This is a genomic window from Sporosarcina sp. Y1011, from assembly GCF_057669885.1.
Window position 1 is genome coordinate 1 of sequence record NZ_JBYHFP010000009.1, and the last position, 19,909, is coordinate 19,909.

At 42.9% G+C, this 19,909-nt stretch carries 14 protein-coding genes and 1 riboswitch; of the genes, 13 read left to right on the forward strand and 1 reads right to left on the reverse strand.

Features of this window, described 5'->3' with window-relative positions; translation table 11 throughout:
* Nucleotides 1-135: 135 nt before the first annotated feature.
* Nucleotides 136-2,172 carry a molybdopterin oxidoreductase family protein gene (locus tag AC25Y5_RS11610; protein WP_488140431.1) on the reverse strand — a complete coding sequence of 679 codons (2,037 nt, stop codon included), beginning with the start codon at nt 2,170-2,172 and terminating at the stop codon, nt 136-138.
* Nucleotides 2,173-2,335: 163 nt separating this feature from the next.
* Nucleotides 2,336-2,426, forward strand: a riboswitch (SAM riboswitch).
* A 125-nt stretch (nt 2,427-2,551) separates the two neighbouring features.
* Here AC25Y5_RS11610 and AC25Y5_RS11615 point away from each other — a divergent pair.
* The 13 genes from AC25Y5_RS11615 (at nt 2,552) to essA (ending at nt 19,908) form a co-directional block, all read left to right on the forward strand.
* Nucleotides 2,552-3,802 (forward strand): MFS transporter, encoded by a 1,251-nt coding sequence (locus AC25Y5_RS11615; RefSeq protein WP_488140432.1) that lies wholly within the window; start codon nt 2,552-2,554, stop codon nt 3,800-3,802.
* A 396-nt stretch (nt 3,803-4,198) separates the two neighbouring features.
* The gene (locus AC25Y5_RS11620) at nt 4,199-4,873 is read left to right on the forward strand and encodes a 2-hydroxy-3-keto-5-methylthiopentenyl-1-phosphate phosphatase (RefSeq protein ID WP_488140433.1); all 675 of its coding nucleotides are present in this window, start codon (nt 4,199-4,201) and stop codon (nt 4,871-4,873) included.
* Nucleotides 4,874-4,897: 24 nt separating this feature from the next.
* Nucleotides 4,898-5,410 carry a 1,2-dihydroxy-3-keto-5-methylthiopentene dioxygenase gene (locus AC25Y5_RS11625; protein WP_488140434.1) on the forward strand — a complete coding sequence of 171 codons (513 nt, stop codon included), beginning with the start codon at nt 4,898-4,900 and terminating at the stop codon, nt 5,408-5,410.
* 47 nt (nt 5,411-5,457) lie between these two features.
* Nucleotides 5,458-5,991: a peptide-methionine (S)-S-oxide reductase MsrA gene (gene msrA / locus AC25Y5_RS11630; RefSeq protein ID WP_488140435.1), complete on the forward strand. Its 534-nt coding sequence runs from the start codon at nt 5,458-5,460 to the stop codon at nt 5,989-5,991.
* Between the two features lie 941 nt (nt 5,992-6,932).
* On the forward strand, nt 6,933-7,595 hold the full coding sequence (locus tag AC25Y5_RS11635; RefSeq protein ID WP_488140436.1) for a hypothetical protein: 663 nt from the start codon (nt 6,933-6,935) through the stop codon (nt 7,593-7,595).
* A 48-nt stretch (nt 7,596-7,643) separates the two neighbouring features.
* Nucleotides 7,644-9,599, forward strand: a complete 1,956-nt coding sequence (locus AC25Y5_RS11640; RefSeq protein WP_488140437.1) for a DUF6792 domain-containing protein — start codon at nt 7,644-7,646, stop codon at nt 9,597-9,599.
* 17 nt (nt 9,600-9,616) lie between these two features.
* Nucleotides 9,617-9,967, forward strand: a complete 351-nt coding sequence (locus tag AC25Y5_RS11645; protein ID WP_488140438.1) for a hypothetical protein — start codon at nt 9,617-9,619, stop codon at nt 9,965-9,967.
* Nucleotides 9,968-10,113: 146 nt separating this feature from the next.
* A complete protein-coding gene (locus tag AC25Y5_RS11650; RefSeq protein ID WP_488140439.1) occupies nt 10,114-10,407 on the forward strand; it encodes a WXG100 family type VII secretion target in 294 nt (97 codons plus the stop codon).
* Nucleotides 10,408-10,483: 76 nt separating this feature from the next.
* On the forward strand, nt 10,484-10,723 hold the full coding sequence (yukD, locus tag AC25Y5_RS11655; protein ID WP_488140440.1) for an ESX secretion system protein YukD: 240 nt from the start codon (nt 10,484-10,486) through the stop codon (nt 10,721-10,723).
* A 13-nt stretch (nt 10,724-10,736) separates the two neighbouring features.
* A complete protein-coding gene (gene essB, locus AC25Y5_RS11660; RefSeq protein WP_488140441.1) occupies nt 10,737-12,059 on the forward strand; it encodes a type VII secretion protein EssB in 1,323 nt (440 codons plus the stop codon).
* A gap of 34 nt (nt 12,060-12,093) precedes the next feature.
* Nucleotides 12,094-16,575, forward strand: coding sequence for a type VII secretion protein EssC (gene essC, locus AC25Y5_RS11665; protein WP_488140442.1), 4,482 nt, complete (start codon nt 12,094-12,096; stop codon nt 16,573-16,575).
* Entirely contained in the window at nt 16,572-19,388 is a 2,817-nt protein-coding gene (gene esaA, locus AC25Y5_RS11670) for a type VII secretion protein EsaA (protein WP_488140443.1), read from the forward strand. The genes essC and esaA overlap by 4 nt, the downstream gene beginning before the upstream one ends.
* Before the next feature lie 4 nt (nt 19,389-19,392).
* Nucleotides 19,393-19,908 (forward strand): type VII secretion protein EssA, encoded by a 516-nt coding sequence (gene essA, locus AC25Y5_RS11675; protein ID WP_488140444.1) that lies wholly within the window; start codon nt 19,393-19,395, stop codon nt 19,906-19,908.
* Nucleotide 19,909: the final 1 nt, after the last annotated feature.

The window sequence follows — 19,909 nt, forward strand, 5'->3', positions numbered from 1 at the left end:
CATGGCGAGAGGCATCCCCAAAGCGCCAAGCGATCTAAAATGTCCACTCCGACTCACAACTCACTCTCAATAATGTTCACCCTAAAGGGGTAGTCGCAGTGGATTCAGTGGGACTCTTTAATTCAATACATCTAATTATAATCCCGCCACCTCAACACGCCCCGAGAAGAACGTTGCGCCGCCGCCCATATCCGCAATCCGATCTGGCGTCAAGGCATTCACAAGACGTTTTTGACCCGATTGATCTCCCCAAATCCCTTGACTCACAACAACGCCAGGAAGGACTTGCTCACCGACAGAAACAGTAAACTCACATTCTCCGCGCTCATTCCATATGCGGACAGCCGCCCCGTCTTCGATACCTCGACTTTCCGCATCCAACCGATTCATGAACAACTTAGGCGCTTTTTCAAGCTTGATATGTTTTTCATTGTTCGAAAAAATCGTATTCATGAAGTTATGATTAATTGCAGGTACATAAAGCAAAGGATGATCGGAATCCTGAATAATCGGGATATACGTAGGAAGGGCCGGGAATCCTGCTGATTTCATCTGTTCCGAATACAACTCGATTTTTCCACTAGGTGTCTTTAAATTGTTCAAGAAATCGCCGGTGCCGCTTGCTTTCATATAGCGTTTTTCCTTTAAGGCAGCATACGACACTTCGGATAAATGAGGATTGGACAGATGGCTTAACGCTTGATCAACCATTTCCTCATCGTTATCTAGAAATGGTTGCTCGTCAAAGCCCATTGCTTGCGCCAGTAATCTGAAAACGTCCGGGTTGGATTTACTGTCCCCGTAAGTTTCGATGACGGGTTCCTGCAAATGAATGTAGTGATGCCAGAAGGATGTATAGATGTCCGTGTTTTCGAAAGCGGATGTCGCTGGCAGAACAATGTCCGCGTACATGGCAGTGTCTGTCAAAAACAGATCATGAACAATTGTGAATAAATCTTCACGGGCTAAGCCATTCCGTACTTTATTGGCTTCCGGTGCGACAACGGCGGGGTTGCTATTGTAGACATACAATGAGCGAATCGGCTGTTGTTCCTCCATTAATGCTTGTCCCAATAAATTCATATTGAATCTGCGCGTTGGCACTACCTGAAGTTCGGGACGTTCGAGTGCGGCAGTATTATGCGTCAAATAATCGGAATTCGATTTGAGCGCCCCTCCGCCTTTCAATGCCCATTGGCCTGTCAAAGCAGGCAAACAGGAAATCGTCCGGACCATCATTCCACCGTTATCATGATGTTGCAGCCCATTGCCAATGCGAATCATGGAAGGGGAGACGGTCCCGTACATGCGTGCGAGTTCATAGATGTCTTCCTCTGGCACGCCCGTAATGGCGGAAACCGTTTGCGGGTCGTAGTGCAATACATGTTCCTCGAGCTCTTTATAGCCGATTGTATATTGTTCCAAAAACGATTGATTGACCAGCTTTTCTTTATAAAGAACATGCATGATTCCGAGTGCAAGCGCTCCATCAGTTCCGGGAAGAATGGGGATGAACCAATCAGCCATGCGTCCGGTCTGGTTTTTATGGACGTCAATGACGACGATTTTAGCACCGTTTTTTCTCGCTTTTTGCGCGATCATGATTTGGTGCATATTGGTACTGACGGCATTGATGCCCCAGAAAACAAATAACTTCGTTTCCGTCATCTCTTCCGGATCCGTTCCAAAACGTCCGCCCATCGTGTAATTGTAGCCAACCTCGCCAGCGACTGAACAAATTGTCCGGTCCAGTTGACTCGAACCAAGGCGATTGAAGAAACGGCGATCCATCCCTTTGGAACTGAGTTTCCCCATATTGGCATAGAAACTGTAAGGAAGAATCGATTCCGGACCTTCTTCAGAAATCAGTTTTTTCCATTGATCTGTGATGGTTGTAATGGCTTCTTGCCAACTGATTGGAACGAATTGTCCATCGCCTTTTTCCCCGACGCGTTTTAAAGGGGAAGTAATCCTTTTTGGGTCATAAAGGCGTTCAGTCATATGTCGAACTTTGTTGCAAATACTGCCTTTTGTGATGGGATGATCGGGATCACCTTCAATTTTAACGATTTCCCCGTCTTCTTTATGAATAAGCAATCCACATTGGTCTGGACAATCCAGTGCACAAACCGAAGGGACAACACCATTTTTTATATCAATATACGATTTCATAGCAAAAATCCTTTCAAACAAACGATTTATGCTAGACAGTATAACACATATCAAACTATTTTTTTAGAAAGTTTCGATAAGTGGTTGACTTAAGATTAATTATTCTATACAGTTAACTCATTAGTTTAACTTCCGACACTGTTCGACCAATTTCATAGTTTTTTTTCTATCGAGAGAAGTTGAGGGACTGGCCCTATGAAACTTCGGCAACATAATTGTGCCAAATCCAGCAAGCGTAGCTTGAGAGATAGAAAGGGTAAAGCATATTTATATTGCGCTAGCGATGTATGCCACCAACTCTTTCTGTCTTTACAGAAAGGGTTTTTTTATTTTTCAATCAATTTGTCCAACATCTATAAATAGAAATGGAGAGAACAGTATGTTAGAAAGAATTGGAATTACGAAAAATTTAGGATGGGGCTTTTTCGGAGTCATGCTGTTCATGATGGGGGACGGAATTGAAGCCGGCTGGCTAAGTCCGTTTTTAGTTGAAAGCGGGTTGACCATTCAACAGTCAGCTGCTATTTTCACAGTCTACGGAATCTCAATCGCGCTGTCTTCTTGGTTTTCAGGCGTCTGTGTAGAGGTATTTGGTCCAAAACGTACAATGGCAATCGGGTTAGCCGTCTATATTATCGGTACCGCAGGGTTTATCACGTTCGGTTTTTCAACGATGAATTATCCGATTATGCTTCTCACTTATTTCATTAAAGGTTTCGGTTATCCGTTATTTGCCTATTCTTTCTTGACATGGGTCATTTATAAAACTCCACAAAACAAATTGAGTTCTGCCGTTGGTTGGTTCTGGTTTGCGTTTTGTGCGGGAATGATGGTGCTGGGCGCATACTATTCAAGTTTCGCTATCCAGCACCTTGGTTACATCAATACAATGTGGACATCTATTTTCTGGGTATGTCTCGGTGCTTTCTTTGCTTTAGTACTCAATAAAGACAAGTTCCAAAAGAAAAAACTCGCGAACAAAAAAGAAGCAGTCACGGAATTATTGAAAGGTATCACCATTTTGAAAACAAACAAACGGGTTGCTGCAGGTGGAGTTGTCCGCGTTATCAATAGTTTAAGTGTCTATGGATTCCCGGTATTCTTACCGATGCATATGGCGCAACATGGCATTGAAACTACTGCTTGGCTGCAATTATGGGGAACGTTTTTCTTAGGAAACATCATTTTCAATTTAGTCTTCGGCTTCATTGGCGATAAATTCGGTTGGAAAAACACAATCATTTGGTTTGGTGGAATCGGCTGTGCGATATTCACGCCACTTCTGTTCTATGTACCAGTGATTACAAATGGTAGTATTCTCATGACGAGCATTGTTGGGTTCATCTGGGGCGGCTTGGTAGCGGGCTACGTTCCAATCGGTGCCCTGGTACCATCCGTTGCAGGTGAGGATAAAGGCGCAGCAATGTCCGTGTTGAACTTTGCCGCGGGTCTGTCTACATTCGTAGCACCAGCAATCGCTTTAGCATTTATCGGGTTAGTTGGAGCGGAAGGGGTCGTGTGGATTTTCAGTGCACTCTATGTAGTGAGTGCGATCATCGTGAAATTCATTCGTATACCGGAAGAGGAAGAGCGAAAGGCACAGGAAAAAGCTTCGCTGGTTACCTCGTAAAACCAATGTCGGGTAGGCATTGATTGACAAAGTTATGGGTAGATGAAATAATCACAATTAATTGAAATAAATACTAGATTTCTTATCTAGGTAGAGGGACACGGCGTTACTTCTTGCTTTGTGTTGTTGTAGATAAGAAGATGTATCAATGACCTCTTCTTCTAATAGAAGGGGTTTTATCTTTATTCAGCAGAAGACTCTCACCTCCATATGTGGTAGATGAATGCGGTTTTGTTATCCTGTTCAGTAGGTGTCCAAACGCCCGCTGAAAAAAGATAAAGCCTCCGGCGGATGTCACAGATTTTGAAAGGAGTCAATCGAGCAAGCTCGATTCAAAATCTGGACGCAATTACGCCGAGGCGTAATTGATTGATAGATAGCAAGGAGGATATATAGATGAGTGCAGAGTTCAATCCAGTAATTTTTTGTGATTTCGATGGTACAATTACGATGAAAGATAATATTATCAATATTATGGACAAGTTTGCTCCACCGGGATGGGAAGCGATAAAGGACGATATTATGGCGCAAAAGGTGTCCATTCAAAAAGGGGTCAAAGAACTCTTTGCTTTATTGCCCACTTCCCAAAAAGAACAAATCGTGTCGTTCGTTTTGGAGGACGCGGAAATCAGAGAAGGTTTTGGTGAATTTGTTCAGTTCACCCGCGAGAAAAACATCCCGCTCTATATCGTAAGCGGCGGCATCGACTTTTTCATTCACCCATTGCTTGAACCATTCGGGCCGTTCGATAAAGTCTATTGCAACGAAAGCGATTTTTCAGGAGAACACATCAAAATCCTTTACCCGCATGAATGTGATGAGAACTGTGTAAATCAAGGCTGTGGTTGCTGTAAGCCGACAATTATTCGCGACAACACGACCGAACAGCAAACGAGCATTGTCATCGGTGACTCGATTACAGACCTAGAAGCGGCAAAGCTTGCCGATATCGTTATTGCTAGGGATTTCTTAATCGAAAAATGCGTGGAATTGAATATTCCTTACTCCCCGTTTACTAACTTTCATGACTGTATTCGGATCATTGAAGCCCGCTTGAATGTGCAAGTATAAAAAAATGTCAGAGGAGAGATAAAAATGGCGACAATTACAATTCAAGGAACAAACGAAGTTATTGAAACACAAACAGAGGTTGCAGCATTTCTGGAGCAACAAGAAGTCGTTTATGAGCACTGGGATATCGCAAAGCTACCCGAAAACCTTCGTGAAAAATTCAATTTAACGGATGAAGAAAAAGCAGAAATTCTAAAGGCTTTTAAAACAGAAATCGACGACATTTCAGAACGTCGCGGTTATAAAACAGCAGACATTATCTCACTATCAGATGCGACACCTAATTTGGACGAGCTTCTGAAAAACTTCGAACAAGAACACCATCATACAGACGATGAAGTACGTTACATTGTCAGCGGACACGGCGTATTCATCATCCAAGGAAAAGACGACCGTTTCTTTGAAGTGCATCTTAACCCAGGCGATTTAATCTCCGTTCCGGAAAACATCCGCCACTACTTCACACTCGCTGCCGATCGCAAAGTAGTAGCTGCACGCATCTTCGTAACACAAGAAGGATGGGTACCGGTTTACTAAAAGAGGAGTTTTGTACACTCGCTATATAATGAAGGGAGATGTTGACAATGACTGAAAAAAAGTTTGAGAAAGCTGCATTTGCAGGCGGATGCTTCTGGTGCATGGTGAAACCATTTAAAGAATGGCCAGGCGTCCAAGACATCGTGTCAGGTTATATGGGCGGACATCTCGATAATCCAACGTATGAAGACGTGAAAAAAGGCGATTCCGGCCACATAGAAGTCGTTGAAATCACTTTTGACCCTGCCTTATTCTCATATGAAAAGTTGCTCGAAGTATTCTGGCAACAAATCGATCCAACAGACGCAGAAGGTCAATTCCACGACCGTGGCTCATCTTACACAACCGCCATTTTCCACTACACAGAAGAGCAACAGGAAATTGCTGAGAAATCAAAAGCCAACCTAGCGGCAAGCGGCATTTTCTCTAAACCCATCGTCACAGCAATCCGTCCCGCAGAAACCTTCTACCGGGCAGAAGAGTACCATCAAGATTATTACATAAAGGAAAAAGAACATTACACAGACAACCGTGCCCGTTCTGGCCGCACTGAATTCATCGCGGAGCACTGGGGAAAATAATAAGGATTGGGTAGAGTGTCAGACATTTGCTTGGCGCTCTGCCTTTTTTTGTTGGGGAATGGGGGGATGACGCTGTGGGAGTGTGGGAATCGCTCATACGACCGCCCGAATATTGCGTGCGACCGCTCGAAATTCGTGGCAGACCGCTCATATATCGCATGCAACCGCCCGAAGCTCGTGGCCGACCGCCCGAATATGGTATGCAACCGCCCGAACCCCGTGGCAGACCGCTCATATATCGCATGCAACCGCTCGAAGCTCGAAGTGGACCGCTCGAATATGGCCGCTAACCGCCCGAACCCCGCATCTGACCGCCCATATAACGAGTACAACTGCCCGAACCACCCACACCACCGCCCAAACACACCACACCAAATCAAGTAACCACTCCACTATTCCAAAAACAAAAACCCCACCTAATTCCAGTACCAAATAAATCCCTTCATTTCAAGCATCTTTATATCGAGGTATATATTAAATATTCAAAAACTTAAAATGTATCCAAAGTAACAAGTCTAGAGTGGGTATATCGGTATTTTATCAAAAAAGTACCAGTTTACTAGAGTTTAAACAACTTTTTATCACTTTATAAAATAGAGACTACATGTTTAAGTGGGCTAAATTATCTAGGCCTAATTCGTTAGATATTGGTGTTATTTGACAGTAGGTTAGCCGAGTGTTATTTATTATTAGAATGAAACTAGCTTATTAATAAAAGAGTCAGAGAAAATCACGCAATACTTAAATTTGTCGGCTAGTGATAATGACTTATTTAAATTGCCTGGACAATCTATGCAGCGTACTCCGGAGTTGTCAGATTTATTTTGCGAAGCCGTATTCCACCGAGATTAAATGCCTACATGAAAAACACATACAAATAATTTACAAAAAAATACAAACCAACTTACAAACGAAGGGTACAATTGAAAGGAGACTATGAGTTGAAACGATTACTAATTCCAATCTTGATAGTATTTGCGATTTTGATAGGGGGATGCACAGGTATGGAGAAATCAGGCGCTAATGAAGAAACAACAAAGGAACTTCCGGATACAATTGCCGTACAAGACGAATACACACGCTCATTCCTCGTTTCAACAGACGAAGTTGCAGAAGGGCATTATGCTTTTAAGCCATGGACAGAGGCATATACGATGTGGATACCTGTGGATGCTAAACTATCCGAAGGGCTTTATGAAAAACGAGAAAAGCACTGGGAACGATTTTCATATGCGTGGCTAGATAACGAAGAAAATCTATCCTATGGCTTATTTGGCCAATTTGAAGATCGACCTGACTCTGAGAAGGTAGGTTTACAACACTTGTCTGACTACGCTCAGTATGAGGGTGAATATAGTAAAAGCGACGATGAAAACAATATCTATTATTATGGCAAAAGTGTTCATGAGACTGGACAAGAAGGGGAAGAAAAAATTCCCGTCTATTCACATATAGGCTTCATCAAACATAAAAACAGTGATAAAGCATTAGGGCTAATGTTTGATCACCATTGCAGTGATTGGACAACAAATTGTAATGCAGATACAAAAAGTATTGAAGATTATTTTTGGAAATTAGTCAAATCAGTAAAATTTGAGGATTAAAGCAGATGATGAGTGCACTATCGAAGTCTTGCTAGAAGGGAGGACAAGATGCGTAAATCAAATGACGAACAACTAGACGTACTCGACTCCGCTATTCTTAAAGCGCGCATTGCGAAATTAGAATATGGAACTGTAGAGGATGGCGAATTCACTTCAATTTCGATAGAGGAAATACGTCGCGTTTATATAGAAGAAACAGGTCTGGAACCGCCAAATGGGATTACTTTATATAAATCCGATGACTTCAAAAGTGAGGGAAGAGATAGCGGTTTCGATGGGACGGTCATTCATTTCTTTGATCCAGAGAAGGGCATTAATCAAAGTTATACGATACCTCGTGGCTCTGAGCAAGTAGAGAGTGGTGGAGAGGGAGATGGGCAACCGCTCGACTGGATATACAATGGATTAGGGATTTTCACTGGGAAAGTAAATGATCAATTGCAAGATGCGAAGGATTTCGAGAAATGGGCAAGTGAAGAAATAAATAAGGTTATTGAAACCGAAAATGATCTAAGTATTCCTGAACTGAAAAAAAATGGCATTGGTCATTCACTAGGCGGCAACCACATTCAAATGCTGCATTTATTGGGGGCAGATTTTGACGGAGTCTATGCATTAAATGATGCGGCACCAACCGTCTATCAGCTTGCCGCAAATGATCCTAAATTTTTTAGGGATATCCGAAGAGAGTTTAGACAACCATTCCAAGATGTCGATGAACTTTACAAACTCGACCCTAATCAACTCCGTACATTCACATTAAACTACTACAAATCAAAAGGCATACACATCGAGCATATTACGTCCGAAGAAGATGCGCTCTATCCTTTACATCTTACTAGAGGTTTTATACGTTTCGGGAATGAACAAGTAGTCAATACGAACCCTGACTTAACAGGCCTAGATAATGTAATAACAAGAATACCAGACAAAGAGTTGCAATCCCTGCAAAAGTTTTTAGCGACAGCATCCCCTTACTACGAAGAGGCGGGGATGGACGGGCTTTTTCACTTTGCAACAGGCATCGATAATGACTTCCTTAAAAATATGAATGTCTTACTGACTGGAGATCCTGAAAGTGAAAGGGCTTTGAGCCTGAAAAACATTGCGAAATTTACATTCTCCAATCCGTTTAAGGCGGTAATGAATCGGTATGAGGCTTTCAAGGGAATCGTTAACCAAATTCCTGTCATTCAAGAACGGCTGCAAACATTGACCAAGCAACTTCCGACCCTCATCGTGATTGCCGATGCAATGACAGGGGAAGAGGGGCAACGGATTTCCGATTATTTGAGAAGCATACAAGAACGTGTGGAGAATGTGTCGGGTGTGTTACTTGCAATTTCGACTTTTGATATCAAAACAGCAAAAGGATTCAGTGATAGTTTCAAGGGGATTATGTATGCGATTCAACAATTGGACGGCATCCTATCTGACTTTCATTCTTTATGGGCGTCGGGGAAAGACCTTCTGTCAGATATACTAGGATCGTTCGATGCGCATGGATTAGAGGCCCTTATCAACGGGCTTTCTCAACCGAATCGGCACTATGTGGGGAATGACCTCATTTATTCCGCAGGAGGGGGGGCTTCCGTCATCAAGGTGAATATATCTTCTGCGACCCGGTTGTATTGGATGGGATTGGATAACTACGAAGAAAAGATCCAAGTCAATCAGCGCATTCAACGTGCTTATATAGACAAGTTTGAACAACCTTACGACACTAGACGAAAAGACTTACTAACCAAAATTGGCTATATGGAAACGAATCCTCATTCGTTCAGTTATTTGCTGGGCGGTGGTGATCGCGAGATGGTCGGGATTTCCGTTCAAGAACACATTCCGCCCATGCCGTCACAAATAACAAATGCGATAGATGGCATTCAAAATTTCTACAACGCTGATATCGAAAAAGGGAAGCTTTTATTCAGTCAAATGAAGGGAGCAATTATCGAACTTTTTTCTGAAGATCAGCAACTTACAGTGATGTTTGAGCTTCGCTAATGAAAGGGGAGTTGAAATTGGGGCAAATCAATATGGACTACTGTTTTTTATCAAGCGAGGACATGATGCCCAGTGGTGTATATGTCAATAATCTATTGGGCGAAATGGAAGAATTGGCGCTCAAATTGAAACGTTTGGTCGATGCGGAATTACAGCATGCCAAAGGGACGATTGTAGAGAAAATAATAGCTGAAGTCGATGAACGATTTGTCGAACAAGTAAATGCGTGCAACTTCCAAAAATACTTAGTGACGAGCGCAACACGGGAATATAACACGATTTACAACGATATTGCGACTCAACCAATCACAATCACTTATAGGCTGAAAGAAACAGCACAGACGCCAATGATGGCTCTAGCACCCTAATCATCACCGAATACAAAAAGGAGGTGATGCATCAAAATTTGTCGCGATGAACAAGGAAGTTTCTGTATCGTAATGAGAAATTGTCATTATCCATACAGTGATTTTATAAATGTACTAAAATTTGATCAAAAAGGGAGATGTTTTGAATGTCAGGAATTATTCGCGTAACACCAGCAGAACTGGAAGCAATGGCATCACGCTACAACCATGAATCAGGGGAGGTTGCTTCACAAATCGGCCGTTTGGACGGGATGATTGGTGAATTGCAATCGATGTGGGAAGGGGCTTCTAGTGCAGCGTTTGCTGAACAATATGAGCGCCTTAAGCCAAGTTTCAATGAAATGCGTGAATTGCTAAGCGAAGTCGGCGTACAACTTAGCCGTGCAGGACAAGCTTTGCAAGACGCAGATCAGCAAATCGCAGGACAAATCCGCGGTTAATCGTACAGCGTCAGAAAATAGTGGAGCGTCATTCCCTCATAGGAAGGCGCTCTTTCCTTCATTGAGGTGAATAGGAATGTACATCGAAATTACAGTAGATCTGTCAAATTATCAAGGGGATGTCATCGACCTGCGATTATCAGACTATTATACAATGAAAAAGATGATAGATATTGCTTGGCAGGCCAATTCGATTTCTAAAGATCCGCGTGAAGGTCATTGGATTCGGGTGGTTAATAAAGATAAAAGATTTCCGGGGCATTTAACGCTAGCACATTGTGGAATCACGACAGGTGACCGTATAGAAATCATTTGAAGGAGTCAATAAGATGGCGGAAAAAGGACATACATATTTGAAAGATTTAATCGGCGCGGAGATCAATGAGGAAGAGAACAAAAGCACCTTCGTCTTCCAAAAAGAACGAATCGGTTTGAAAAGTAGTAATGAAATTCTCTTTTTACAAGAAGTAAATCCTGAGATTGGTAAAGAGATTACCAGTACAGATGATGAATTGATCATCCAGGCAACGATTCCAAGTTCGTTGAAACGATTTAGTGAAATTCATTCGGAAGAAGTAAGGTCAAGATGGATGTTTGCGCATCAGCTTGTAACGAACGTCGAAGTGCATCCGTATCCCCGTCTCAATCTGATCGTCAGTCCGGAAAACATTGTTTACAGTAAAGGAATGACGCCGGTCTTCATTTATTACGGTGTGATGGGCAGTTTGCCGCCATTTGGAACTAATAAAGAGCGCGTCTGGCTGGAAACAAAAGCAGCGGTGGCCGCGGCAGTAGATGATTCATTCACATTTGAAGATTTTTTAAAGTATAACGAGGTCCTAGAGTTGAAAGAAGTCGGCGCGAAAGTAATGAATATGCCAGACAGTCAATCCTTACTAGATTATATTGAACAGCAGCTTGAGCTGTTGGAAACGAAAGAGACAACGATTGTAAAACTTCCGCGGAAAAAATGGAAAATGGCAAAATGGACATCAATCGGACTTAGCGTGCTACTGATACCCGCACTTCTATTCGCAATACTATACTTACTACACGAAAAGCCGAAAAACGAAGCGTACATCGATAGCCATGAATATTTTTTGTTGCGAAATTACAGTGAAGTTGTCACCGTGTTAAGCCCTTATAGCATCAAGCCAATGCCTTACGTGATGCTCTATGAACTGGCGTATTCATTCGTAACCAATGAAAGATTGGACGAAGAGCAGAAAAAGAATGTGTTGTCTAACATTACACTGCAGACGGATACGGACTACTTAAAGTACTGGATCTATCTAGGCCGTGGAGAAGCTGCGAGTGCCGTGGATTTGGCCAGATCGATGGAAGACGGCGAGCTCATTGCCTTTGGATTATTGAAAAGGCGCGAAGAAATTCAAGCGGACCAAGATCTAACAGGAGAAGAGAAACAATACCTCATGGAAGAAGTGGACACTGAAGTCGATGCTTATGAAGAGTTAATGGAGCAAGAGGAAGAAAATGTAGCAAAAGAACAAGAAGCTGAAGAAGCAGCGAAACAAGCTGAAGAGGAAGAAAAACAAGCTGAAGAGAAAGCGAAAGCAGCCGAAGAAGCGGCGAAACAAGTAGAACAAGAGAAGCAACAAGAAAAAGCGAAGGACAAAGACGCAGGTTCCTAAGCTTCAACTCGAATTATAAAAAGAAGGTGTGCATGTGCTACAACTATGGGTGTTTTACGGGGAAAGTTATCAGCGTATCGATCTACATGAAAAAGAATTTACGTCGCTTACAATCGGACCCGACATCGAAAATGATGTCACGATTCGGTCTTTTCCCTTTAAGTCAGGTCCTTTTACCGTGGCAAAAGACGAGGGCGGCTTCACGGTGCGAGACGGCGCTGATTATGTAGGGTTGCTAACGCCTGAAGCGAGTTTATCCATTGAGCAAAAAGAATTGGAACTGGTTTTGTATGTGGTGACTACGCCTGTAACTTCTAAAACGTACTATCTCGATTATGAAAATGAAGTTTCCTTTAATAGATTACATGACGCGGCTACGTTCAATCGAAATGAAACCCGTTTTCCTGAAGCGGAGCCCGGTCAATTTTCTTTGAACAAAACAGCAAAGGGCTGGATTATTAAAAAGAATTACAGTTGTCCTTTGTATGTAAACGGCCAAAAAGAGGATATCAATGAAGTGCTTCAAATCGGGGATGTACTTCAATGGGCATTCATGGAGATGAAGTTAATTGAACAAGATATTTTAGAAGTCACTTCTGCAATTGACTACACTACCCATCTGACAGAAATCGATGTACCGACATCTGAAATTGTCTCTATGTACCCTGATTATAGACGGACGCCGCGAATGATTTATGATCTTCCGGAAGAAAAAGTATCGTTGTCATTTCCAGCGCAGGAAAGTGATGATTCAGGCCGTGGGTTATTGCTCATTATTGCGCCGCCTTTAGTGATGCTCATCGTCATGGGGCTCGTTGCAATCTTAATACCACGCGGAATCTTCATCATCATTTCTATTTCAATGTTTTTAATGACGCTCGTTACATCGACAGTTCAATTTTTCAAAGATCGGAAACGCCGTAAGTTAAATGAAGCGAAAAGACGCCGTGTGTACGCAGCCTATTTGCAAAATATGCGCGAGGAACTTTATACGCTTTCCACGAAACAGAAGGAAGTGCTTGATTATCATTTCCCGCCATTTGAAGAGATGAAACAAATGACTGATCAGTTGTCGGGAAGGATTTGGGAGAAGGCGCTGGATAGTCACGATTTCCTAGAATTCAGACTTGGTACGGGGAATGTCCCAGCGAGTTACGCTATTTCGCTGTCATCGGGAGATTTGGCGAATCGGGAAGTCGATGATTTGCTCGAACAAGCGCAGCGGATGGAGAGTGTTTACAAAGAAATTCCGAATGCCCCCATTACTGCTCACTTATCAGAAGGAATTCTCGGGATTGTCGGAAAGGAATCGGTTAGCAAGCGTGCACTGAATCAGATTGTGGGTCAACTCGCTTTTTCACATAGTTACCATGACACGAGATTCATATATATCTTTAAGAATAAGGATTACAAAGACGTTGAATGGATGAAGTGGCTGCCGCATTTCCAATTGCCAAATATGCATGCGAAGGGGTTAATCCATAACGAAGAAACCCGTGACCAGTTGCTATCATCTCTTTATGAAATCATTCGCGAACGCGATATAGATGAAATGAAAGGGAAAGTGAAATTTACACCTCATCTCGTTTTCATTGTATCCAACTATCCGTTAATCGCGGAGCATGTTATTTTGGAGTATTTGGAAGGGAAAAACAATGCGAATCTCGGTATTTCCGTGATCTTTGCAGAGTCCGCTCAAGAGCGTATGACGGAGAACGTCCATACGCTTGTCCGATACGTCAATGAGCGGGAAGGGGATATCCTCATCAATGCTGGGAAGGCAGTCAATACACCCTTCCAGCTTGACGATAATGACCGCTCGACGAATGAGCGATTTGCCCGCATGTTGAAAACGCTCAATCATCAAATCGGCATGAAAAATTCAATTCCTGATTCCGTCGCTTTCCTAGAAATGTTTGGTGTGAAGGATGTGGAAGACGTTCCGATTGCGCGCAACTGGCTGACCAATGAATCAGCGAAGTCACTCGCGGTTCCGGTTGGTTTCAAAGGGAAAGAAGAGCTCGTTCATTTGAACCTGCATGAAAAAGCACATGGTCCACACGGTTTGCTAGCGGGGACGACGGGTTCCGGGAAGAGTGAATTTCTTCAGACCTTTATCTTATCGCTAGCCGTTAACTTCCATCCTCATGAAGTCGCATTTCTGTTGATTGACTATAAAGGCGGCGGGATGGCACAGCCCTTTAAGCATATCCCTCATCTGTTAGGCACAATCACCAACATTGAAGGCAGTAAAAACTTCAGTATGCGCGCACTTACTTCTATTAATAGTGAACTGAAACGCAGGCAGCGTCTTTTCGACCAATACGTTGTCACGCATATCGATGATTACACGAACCTTTATAAAGAAGGGAATGCAGCGGAGCCCTTGCCGCATTTATTCCTTATTTCAGATGAATTCGCAGAGTTGAAAAGCGAAGAACCTGAATTCATCCGCGAGCTCGTCAGTACTGCCCGTATCGGACGAAGCCTAGGTGTCCATCTCATTTTAGCTACACAAAAACCAGGTGGCATCATCGATGAGCAGATTTGGAGTAATGCGCGTTTCCGTGTCGCTTTGAAAGTACAGGATGCATCGGATAGTAAAGAAATTTTGAAAAATAGCGATGCCGCTACGATCACCCAAACGGGCCGCGGCTATTTACAAGTTGGGAACAACGAAGTGTATGAATTGTTCCAGTCCGCTTGGAGCGGCGCGCCGTATATGGAGGAGACGCTAGAAGGGGAAGATGACATTGCCATTGTCACGGACCTCGGTCTATATCCGCTTTCAGGCATTGAAACAAGTGTCAGCAAGAAAAAGAACAGTTTAACCGAAATGGAAGCTGTCACCGCAAAAATTGCACAGACACAAGAAGAACTATCCATTCGTAAACTGGCCAGTCCATGGTTGCCGCCACTGCCACTGCGCATCGAAAAACCGAAAGATGCTTTTCCGAAGCTAGGCAGTTTCCCAATCGGCATGATTGATGAACCGGAAAAACAAAGTCAAACGCCCATTGGCTATGACTGGATGAAAGACGGCAATCTCGGTGTTTTCGGGTCTTCAGGCTATGGAAAGTCATACACGTTACTGACGACACTTATGGGCATTGCTGACAATCTGCCACCAAGTGAAGCGAACTTCTACATTCTAGATTATGGAAATGGCGCACTGCTTCCGCTTCGTCAATTGCCACATACGGCAGATTATTTCACCATGGACGAAGAGTTGAAACGTGAAAAATTGATTAAAATGATGAAAGACGAGATATCGAAAAGGAAAGTAGCCTTCCAGCAAGCGGAAGTCAGCAATATTACGATGTACAACGAATTAGCAAGTCACCGTTTACCACTTATCTATTTGGTTGTCGATAATTACGATATCATCCGTGAGGAAATAGAAGAACTTGAAATGCAACTGATCCAATTCGGCCGGGATGGGCAGTCGCTGGGTATCTACCTCTTCGTCGCTGCGACAAGGGTTCAATCGGTCAGACAATCGCTCATGAATAATTTGAAAACGAAAGTGGTTCATTATTTGATGGATTCCACAGAATCTTTCACAGTCATTGGGCGCGTACCGTTTGAACTGGAGCCGTTCCCTGGGAGAGCGATTGTGAAGAAAGAGGATGTGTATTTTGCACAAATGATTCTCCCCGCGTCTGGGGAAAATGATTTCGAAGTACTGGAAGCCATAAAAGTGAAAGCCCGCGAATTGAAGGACTACTACCGCAACGACGAAATGCCTCAATCGATTCCGATGTTGCCGCTTGAATTGACGTCAACCATTTTCCCTTCCTTCATTCAGGCAGAAAAACAAGTAGGCGTTGTGCCAATTGGTTTGGATGAAGAAAGCGTGCAGCCTGTAATGATTGATTTCAAGAAAAACCGCCATTGCCTCCTCGTGGGCCAAGTCCAACGTGGGAAAACAAATACGTTGAAGTGGATTCTTCAGACATTACTAGAGCAAGATACTGGTTTCATCGCCATCTTCGACTCATTCGACCGTGGATTGTCACTATTTGCTGGCGAATCAAAAGTCGACTACTTGGAAACGAAAGAACGTCTCGTCGAGTGGATCACACAGGTTGAACAATTCTATATACAAGCAGAAAAAGAGTATCTTGAATCTGTAACAGCAGGACAAGGAACCCTTAAAATATTGCCTTCCTATTTTATAATCGATGGCTATACACGGTTCTTACAAGTTGCGGATAGTGGGATACAAGACCGCTTATCGAAATTGATGAAAAAGTATTCACACTTAGGATTCAATGTCTTAGTCTCTGGAAATAACGCAGAGATTACAAAAGGGTATGACGCATTTACCAACGAATTGAAACTCGTTCGCCAAGCGCTCATCTTCATGAAGAAATCGGAACAGACCTTATACACAGTTGCTTACGAGCGTAAAGAAGCGGAACTTCCGTTAGGATTCGCTCATTACATTTTGAACGGCAATGCCGCTAAAATTCAAATCCCGTTATGTAAGATTGAAAGGAAGATTCTGCAATGACAACAAATAAGAATATGAAGATGATTAAAATGATTGTGGGAATTGTGCTCATCGTGGCGCTTCCGATTCTTTTCTTCCAGCTCCTTGGCGTCAATCTCTTAAACGCTGACAACTCAAATAAGCGGGTTATCGCGATTGTCAACGAAGACCAAGGCATGTCAAAGGATGACGAAAATGTCGCAATGGGAGAAGAAGTCGTTTCCATTCTCGGGGAAGATTCACCTTATGAATGGAAAGTAATGAGTCGTGGTTCTGCCGTTAACGGATTGAAATCGAATCAGCATGAGGCAATTGTGTTCATCCCGTCAGACTTTTCGGATAGCATCATGTCTTACGATCAACAGAATCCGGAAAAAGCAGAATTTTCTTATCAGGTACAGCCTCAAAAAGCGGGTACTAAAAAGGAAAAAGTACTGCATGAAATTGAAACGGCTACAAACCGTGTAAACGATAAAGTGTCGACACTGTATTGGAGCTATATTGCACAAGAAATGGATCATATCAAACAAGAGTTTAATAATATTTTAGGTAAGGAAACGGAATTTCTCACCGCAATGTCCGACTACTACAAACCGGGTTCTGAGAAACTAGCAGCAGAGATGAATCTTCAGAAAGAACAGATGGACGTTTTACGTACTGCCATGAGTGATGCGAATGACGGACATACGACTCGAATTGAAAATGCAGACGCGTTCGGGCAACAAATGGACGGTTTCATAACTTATGTACAGCAGTATAAAGAGTTCCAAGCAAATCAGAAAGACATTCTACAAACCGTTCAAAATGACAGTCTGGCTAAGATTCACGCAGCCGCTGCCAACCAAGCGAACCAATTTAACCAATCGGTCCAAACGCTTGAAGACAGTAATGAACAGTTAAACGGCGAAATTCAAAAAGTGAATGAAATAATTGACGTCAACAAACAGAAATTCGACGCACTGTCCGAACTACGAAAAAGCGAAGTCGACCGGCAATTGGAAGATCTCCTCGTCGTACAAGGAACAGCGATTGACCGTTATAATAATTCCATTTTACGAAATTTAGAAAATGGCATCGCAAATGGGAAAAACGGCTCCACAGAAGGAACCTCTAACCCATCTGCTAAAGAAGCACAGATGCTTGCGGTAAAAGAAGAAATGGATCGTAAAGCAGCGGATCAACTGGCTTTGGCACTACCAGGTCTAGAAGAAGAACAAACGAAAGTCAACGCAGTTCTAGCAGCACTTTCTACTATGAAAGCAAATGTGGCTGCAACAGATCCAGAGTCCGCACTCATTAGCGAACTGACGAATATTGAAAACGAACTTTCATCCATGAATACAATTCTGTCCGAAAAAGAATCCATCTGGAACAGTTCAAAAAAAGAGGGTGCAGATAATTATGTCAAAGCATCCGCCGACTATAATGACTTGATTGGCAATTACAAAGTATTGTACGGCGAGTATGACACTGTTAACCAACTAGTGAAATCCAACCCTGCAGATACGGCGCAAATATTAATCGTAATCAAAGAAAAAGAAGCTTCTCTTCTTAAACACAACAGTTTATCAGCCGATCAGCGAAATCGATTGGAAGGGATCTTTGCAAAAGGTGCTGCCAGCAAAGATACACCGGCACTGCTGTCCTATTATGCAACACTTGAACAATTTGAATTCATGCTCGATGAACAAGGGCAAAACACCCTTAAAGATGGCATTCTGAAAGATGAAATCTTAACTGCATTATTGAAAAACGTTGTTGACCTAAACGAAACAGAACTTGATGGCTGGGATTCAGTAGGGGGAAGTATCCCTGAAACTGAAATTGGCATGAGTGATTTGAGTACAACGTTTGCCGCCATCATGTCCGGCCATAAAGAAACTGTGGAAGAACAGCATGCTGCGTTATTGACTGAATTGAATTCGATTGATGAGCAGGCAAATCTCCTGCTGAGTCAAATCCAAGAAACGTCAGGAGAACCAGTTCCCGCAACAACTGAGGGGGAAGTGGCAACAGGACAAAGGGAAGTGGGCAATCAGCTTGTTGCGCTGAGCGGCATGATGAATTCACTATCCGACAGACAAAATGGCCTTGTCAACTATGCCAATGATTTAACTGTCAAAGCAGACGATATTAAAGCTACATCCACCGCATTCAGCGATAAGTGGGAAACAAATGTGGGTGCCATGTCCGAATTTGATACAGACATTCAAGACTTCCTAGGGAACACCTATGTGGACGGTCAGGAGAATGGCTATGTCTTTAATCACTTTGTCAATCCACTGCAAGTAAAAGGGGAAGCCGCATTTTCGGATGAAGTGCAAAAAGTACCGCCCGTCATTCTATTCCTCATTCTGTTAATGAGCAGTTTGCTAATCGGTTTCTTCACTTACCGCATTAAAGAAGGACCCATCGGTTTCCGTCTCGGAATGACTGGAATTCTTTCGTTGCTCGTAGGGCTAATCATTAGCTTGTATAGCATCAATATGTACGTTTTAAACGACCAACGTGCAGTCCAGTGGACCATCTTCACGATTCTACTGCTTCTTGCTGGTAGTGCGATTATCCGTGCAGCACTGGAGATTGGGCAAACGGCAGGGTGGATAGCAAGTGTTGCTTTGATGAGTTTGTACATCATACCTTTACTCATTCTCGCTGTCCCGGAATTGAATATTCCTGATATTTTATCGACAGTTTATATGTCCATAAGGTATGAACCTGAAACAAGTTTCATAGTAGGTTCAATCGTGACTGGGCTCGTTGCAATTGCGATGCTCGCAGTCTCCTATTTAATCAGCAACTATAAAAAGAATGAAATTGTAATGGAAGAATAGGCCTATGAAAAACAAAATAGGGGGCTTATTGCTTCTAACGCTGCTACTCTTTTGGACTGTTGGAGGGGCGAGTGTTCTGGCGTCCGCTGAGGATGAACCCAATCTCGATTTGGAACCAGTAATTTATGAGAAACTAAAATTCAAAAAAAACACAGATTATTTGCATGACAGTAAAAAAGTTGAAATGAAAAACACCATTCCGACTAAACAGTTCGATATTTACTTTGATGGAAGAAAGAAATTACCGAAAAGAAGCGACGGCTCCTCTCTTTTTCGGACTTCAGAACGTGGAGAGAAAAGTACTGTCGCGGTGAAATCAGCTGAACTCAATCTTTTCACAAAGACAGAAGTTGCTAAAAACGAGCGATTACCTGTAAACAGCATTGAAGAGGAAACTGCCGGCAATAGCACGCAGACCATTATTCTACTAGCCATCATTGCGGCCGGCCTCGTTGTTGTATTCACGATTTTCTTACCGAAGCTAGTCAATGCACCAGACGGCAGTAAACCCACAGGATAGG

What these genes read in the sequence shown, in the direction of transcription:
- essB (WP_488140441.1), top strand. Translation starts at nt 10,737, where the DNA reads ATGGCGGAAAAAGGACATACATATTTGAAAGATTTAATCGGCGCGGAG.
- AC25Y5_RS11650 (WP_488140439.1), top strand. Translation starts at nt 10,114, where the DNA reads ATGTCAGGAATTATTCGCGTAACACCAGCAGAACTGGAAGCAATGGCA.
- esaA (WP_488140443.1), top strand. Translation starts at nt 16,572, where the DNA reads ATGACAACAAATAAGAATATGAAGATGATTAAAATGATTGTGGGAATT.
- AC25Y5_RS11615 (WP_488140432.1), top strand. Translation starts at nt 2,552, where the DNA reads ATGTTAGAAAGAATTGGAATTACGAAAAATTTAGGATGGGGCTTTTTC.
- AC25Y5_RS11625 (WP_488140434.1), top strand. Translation starts at nt 4,898, where the DNA reads ATGGCGACAATTACAATTCAAGGAACAAACGAAGTTATTGAAACACAA.
- AC25Y5_RS11640 (WP_488140437.1), top strand. Translation starts at nt 7,644, where the DNA reads ATGCGTAAATCAAATGACGAACAACTAGACGTACTCGACTCCGCTATT.
- yukD (WP_488140440.1), top strand. Translation starts at nt 10,484, where the DNA reads ATGTACATCGAAATTACAGTAGATCTGTCAAATTATCAAGGGGATGTC.
- AC25Y5_RS11610 (WP_488140431.1), bottom strand. Translation starts at nt 2,172, where the DNA reads ATGAAATCGTATATTGATATAAAAAATGGTGTTGTCCCTTCGGTTTGT.
- msrA (WP_488140435.1), top strand. Translation starts at nt 5,458, where the DNA reads ATGACTGAAAAAAAGTTTGAGAAAGCTGCATTTGCAGGCGGATGCTTC.
- essA (WP_488140444.1), top strand. Translation starts at nt 19,393, where the DNA reads ATGAAAAACAAAATAGGGGGCTTATTGCTTCTAACGCTGCTACTCTTT.
- AC25Y5_RS11620 (WP_488140433.1), top strand. Translation starts at nt 4,199, where the DNA reads ATGAGTGCAGAGTTCAATCCAGTAATTTTTTGTGATTTCGATGGTACA.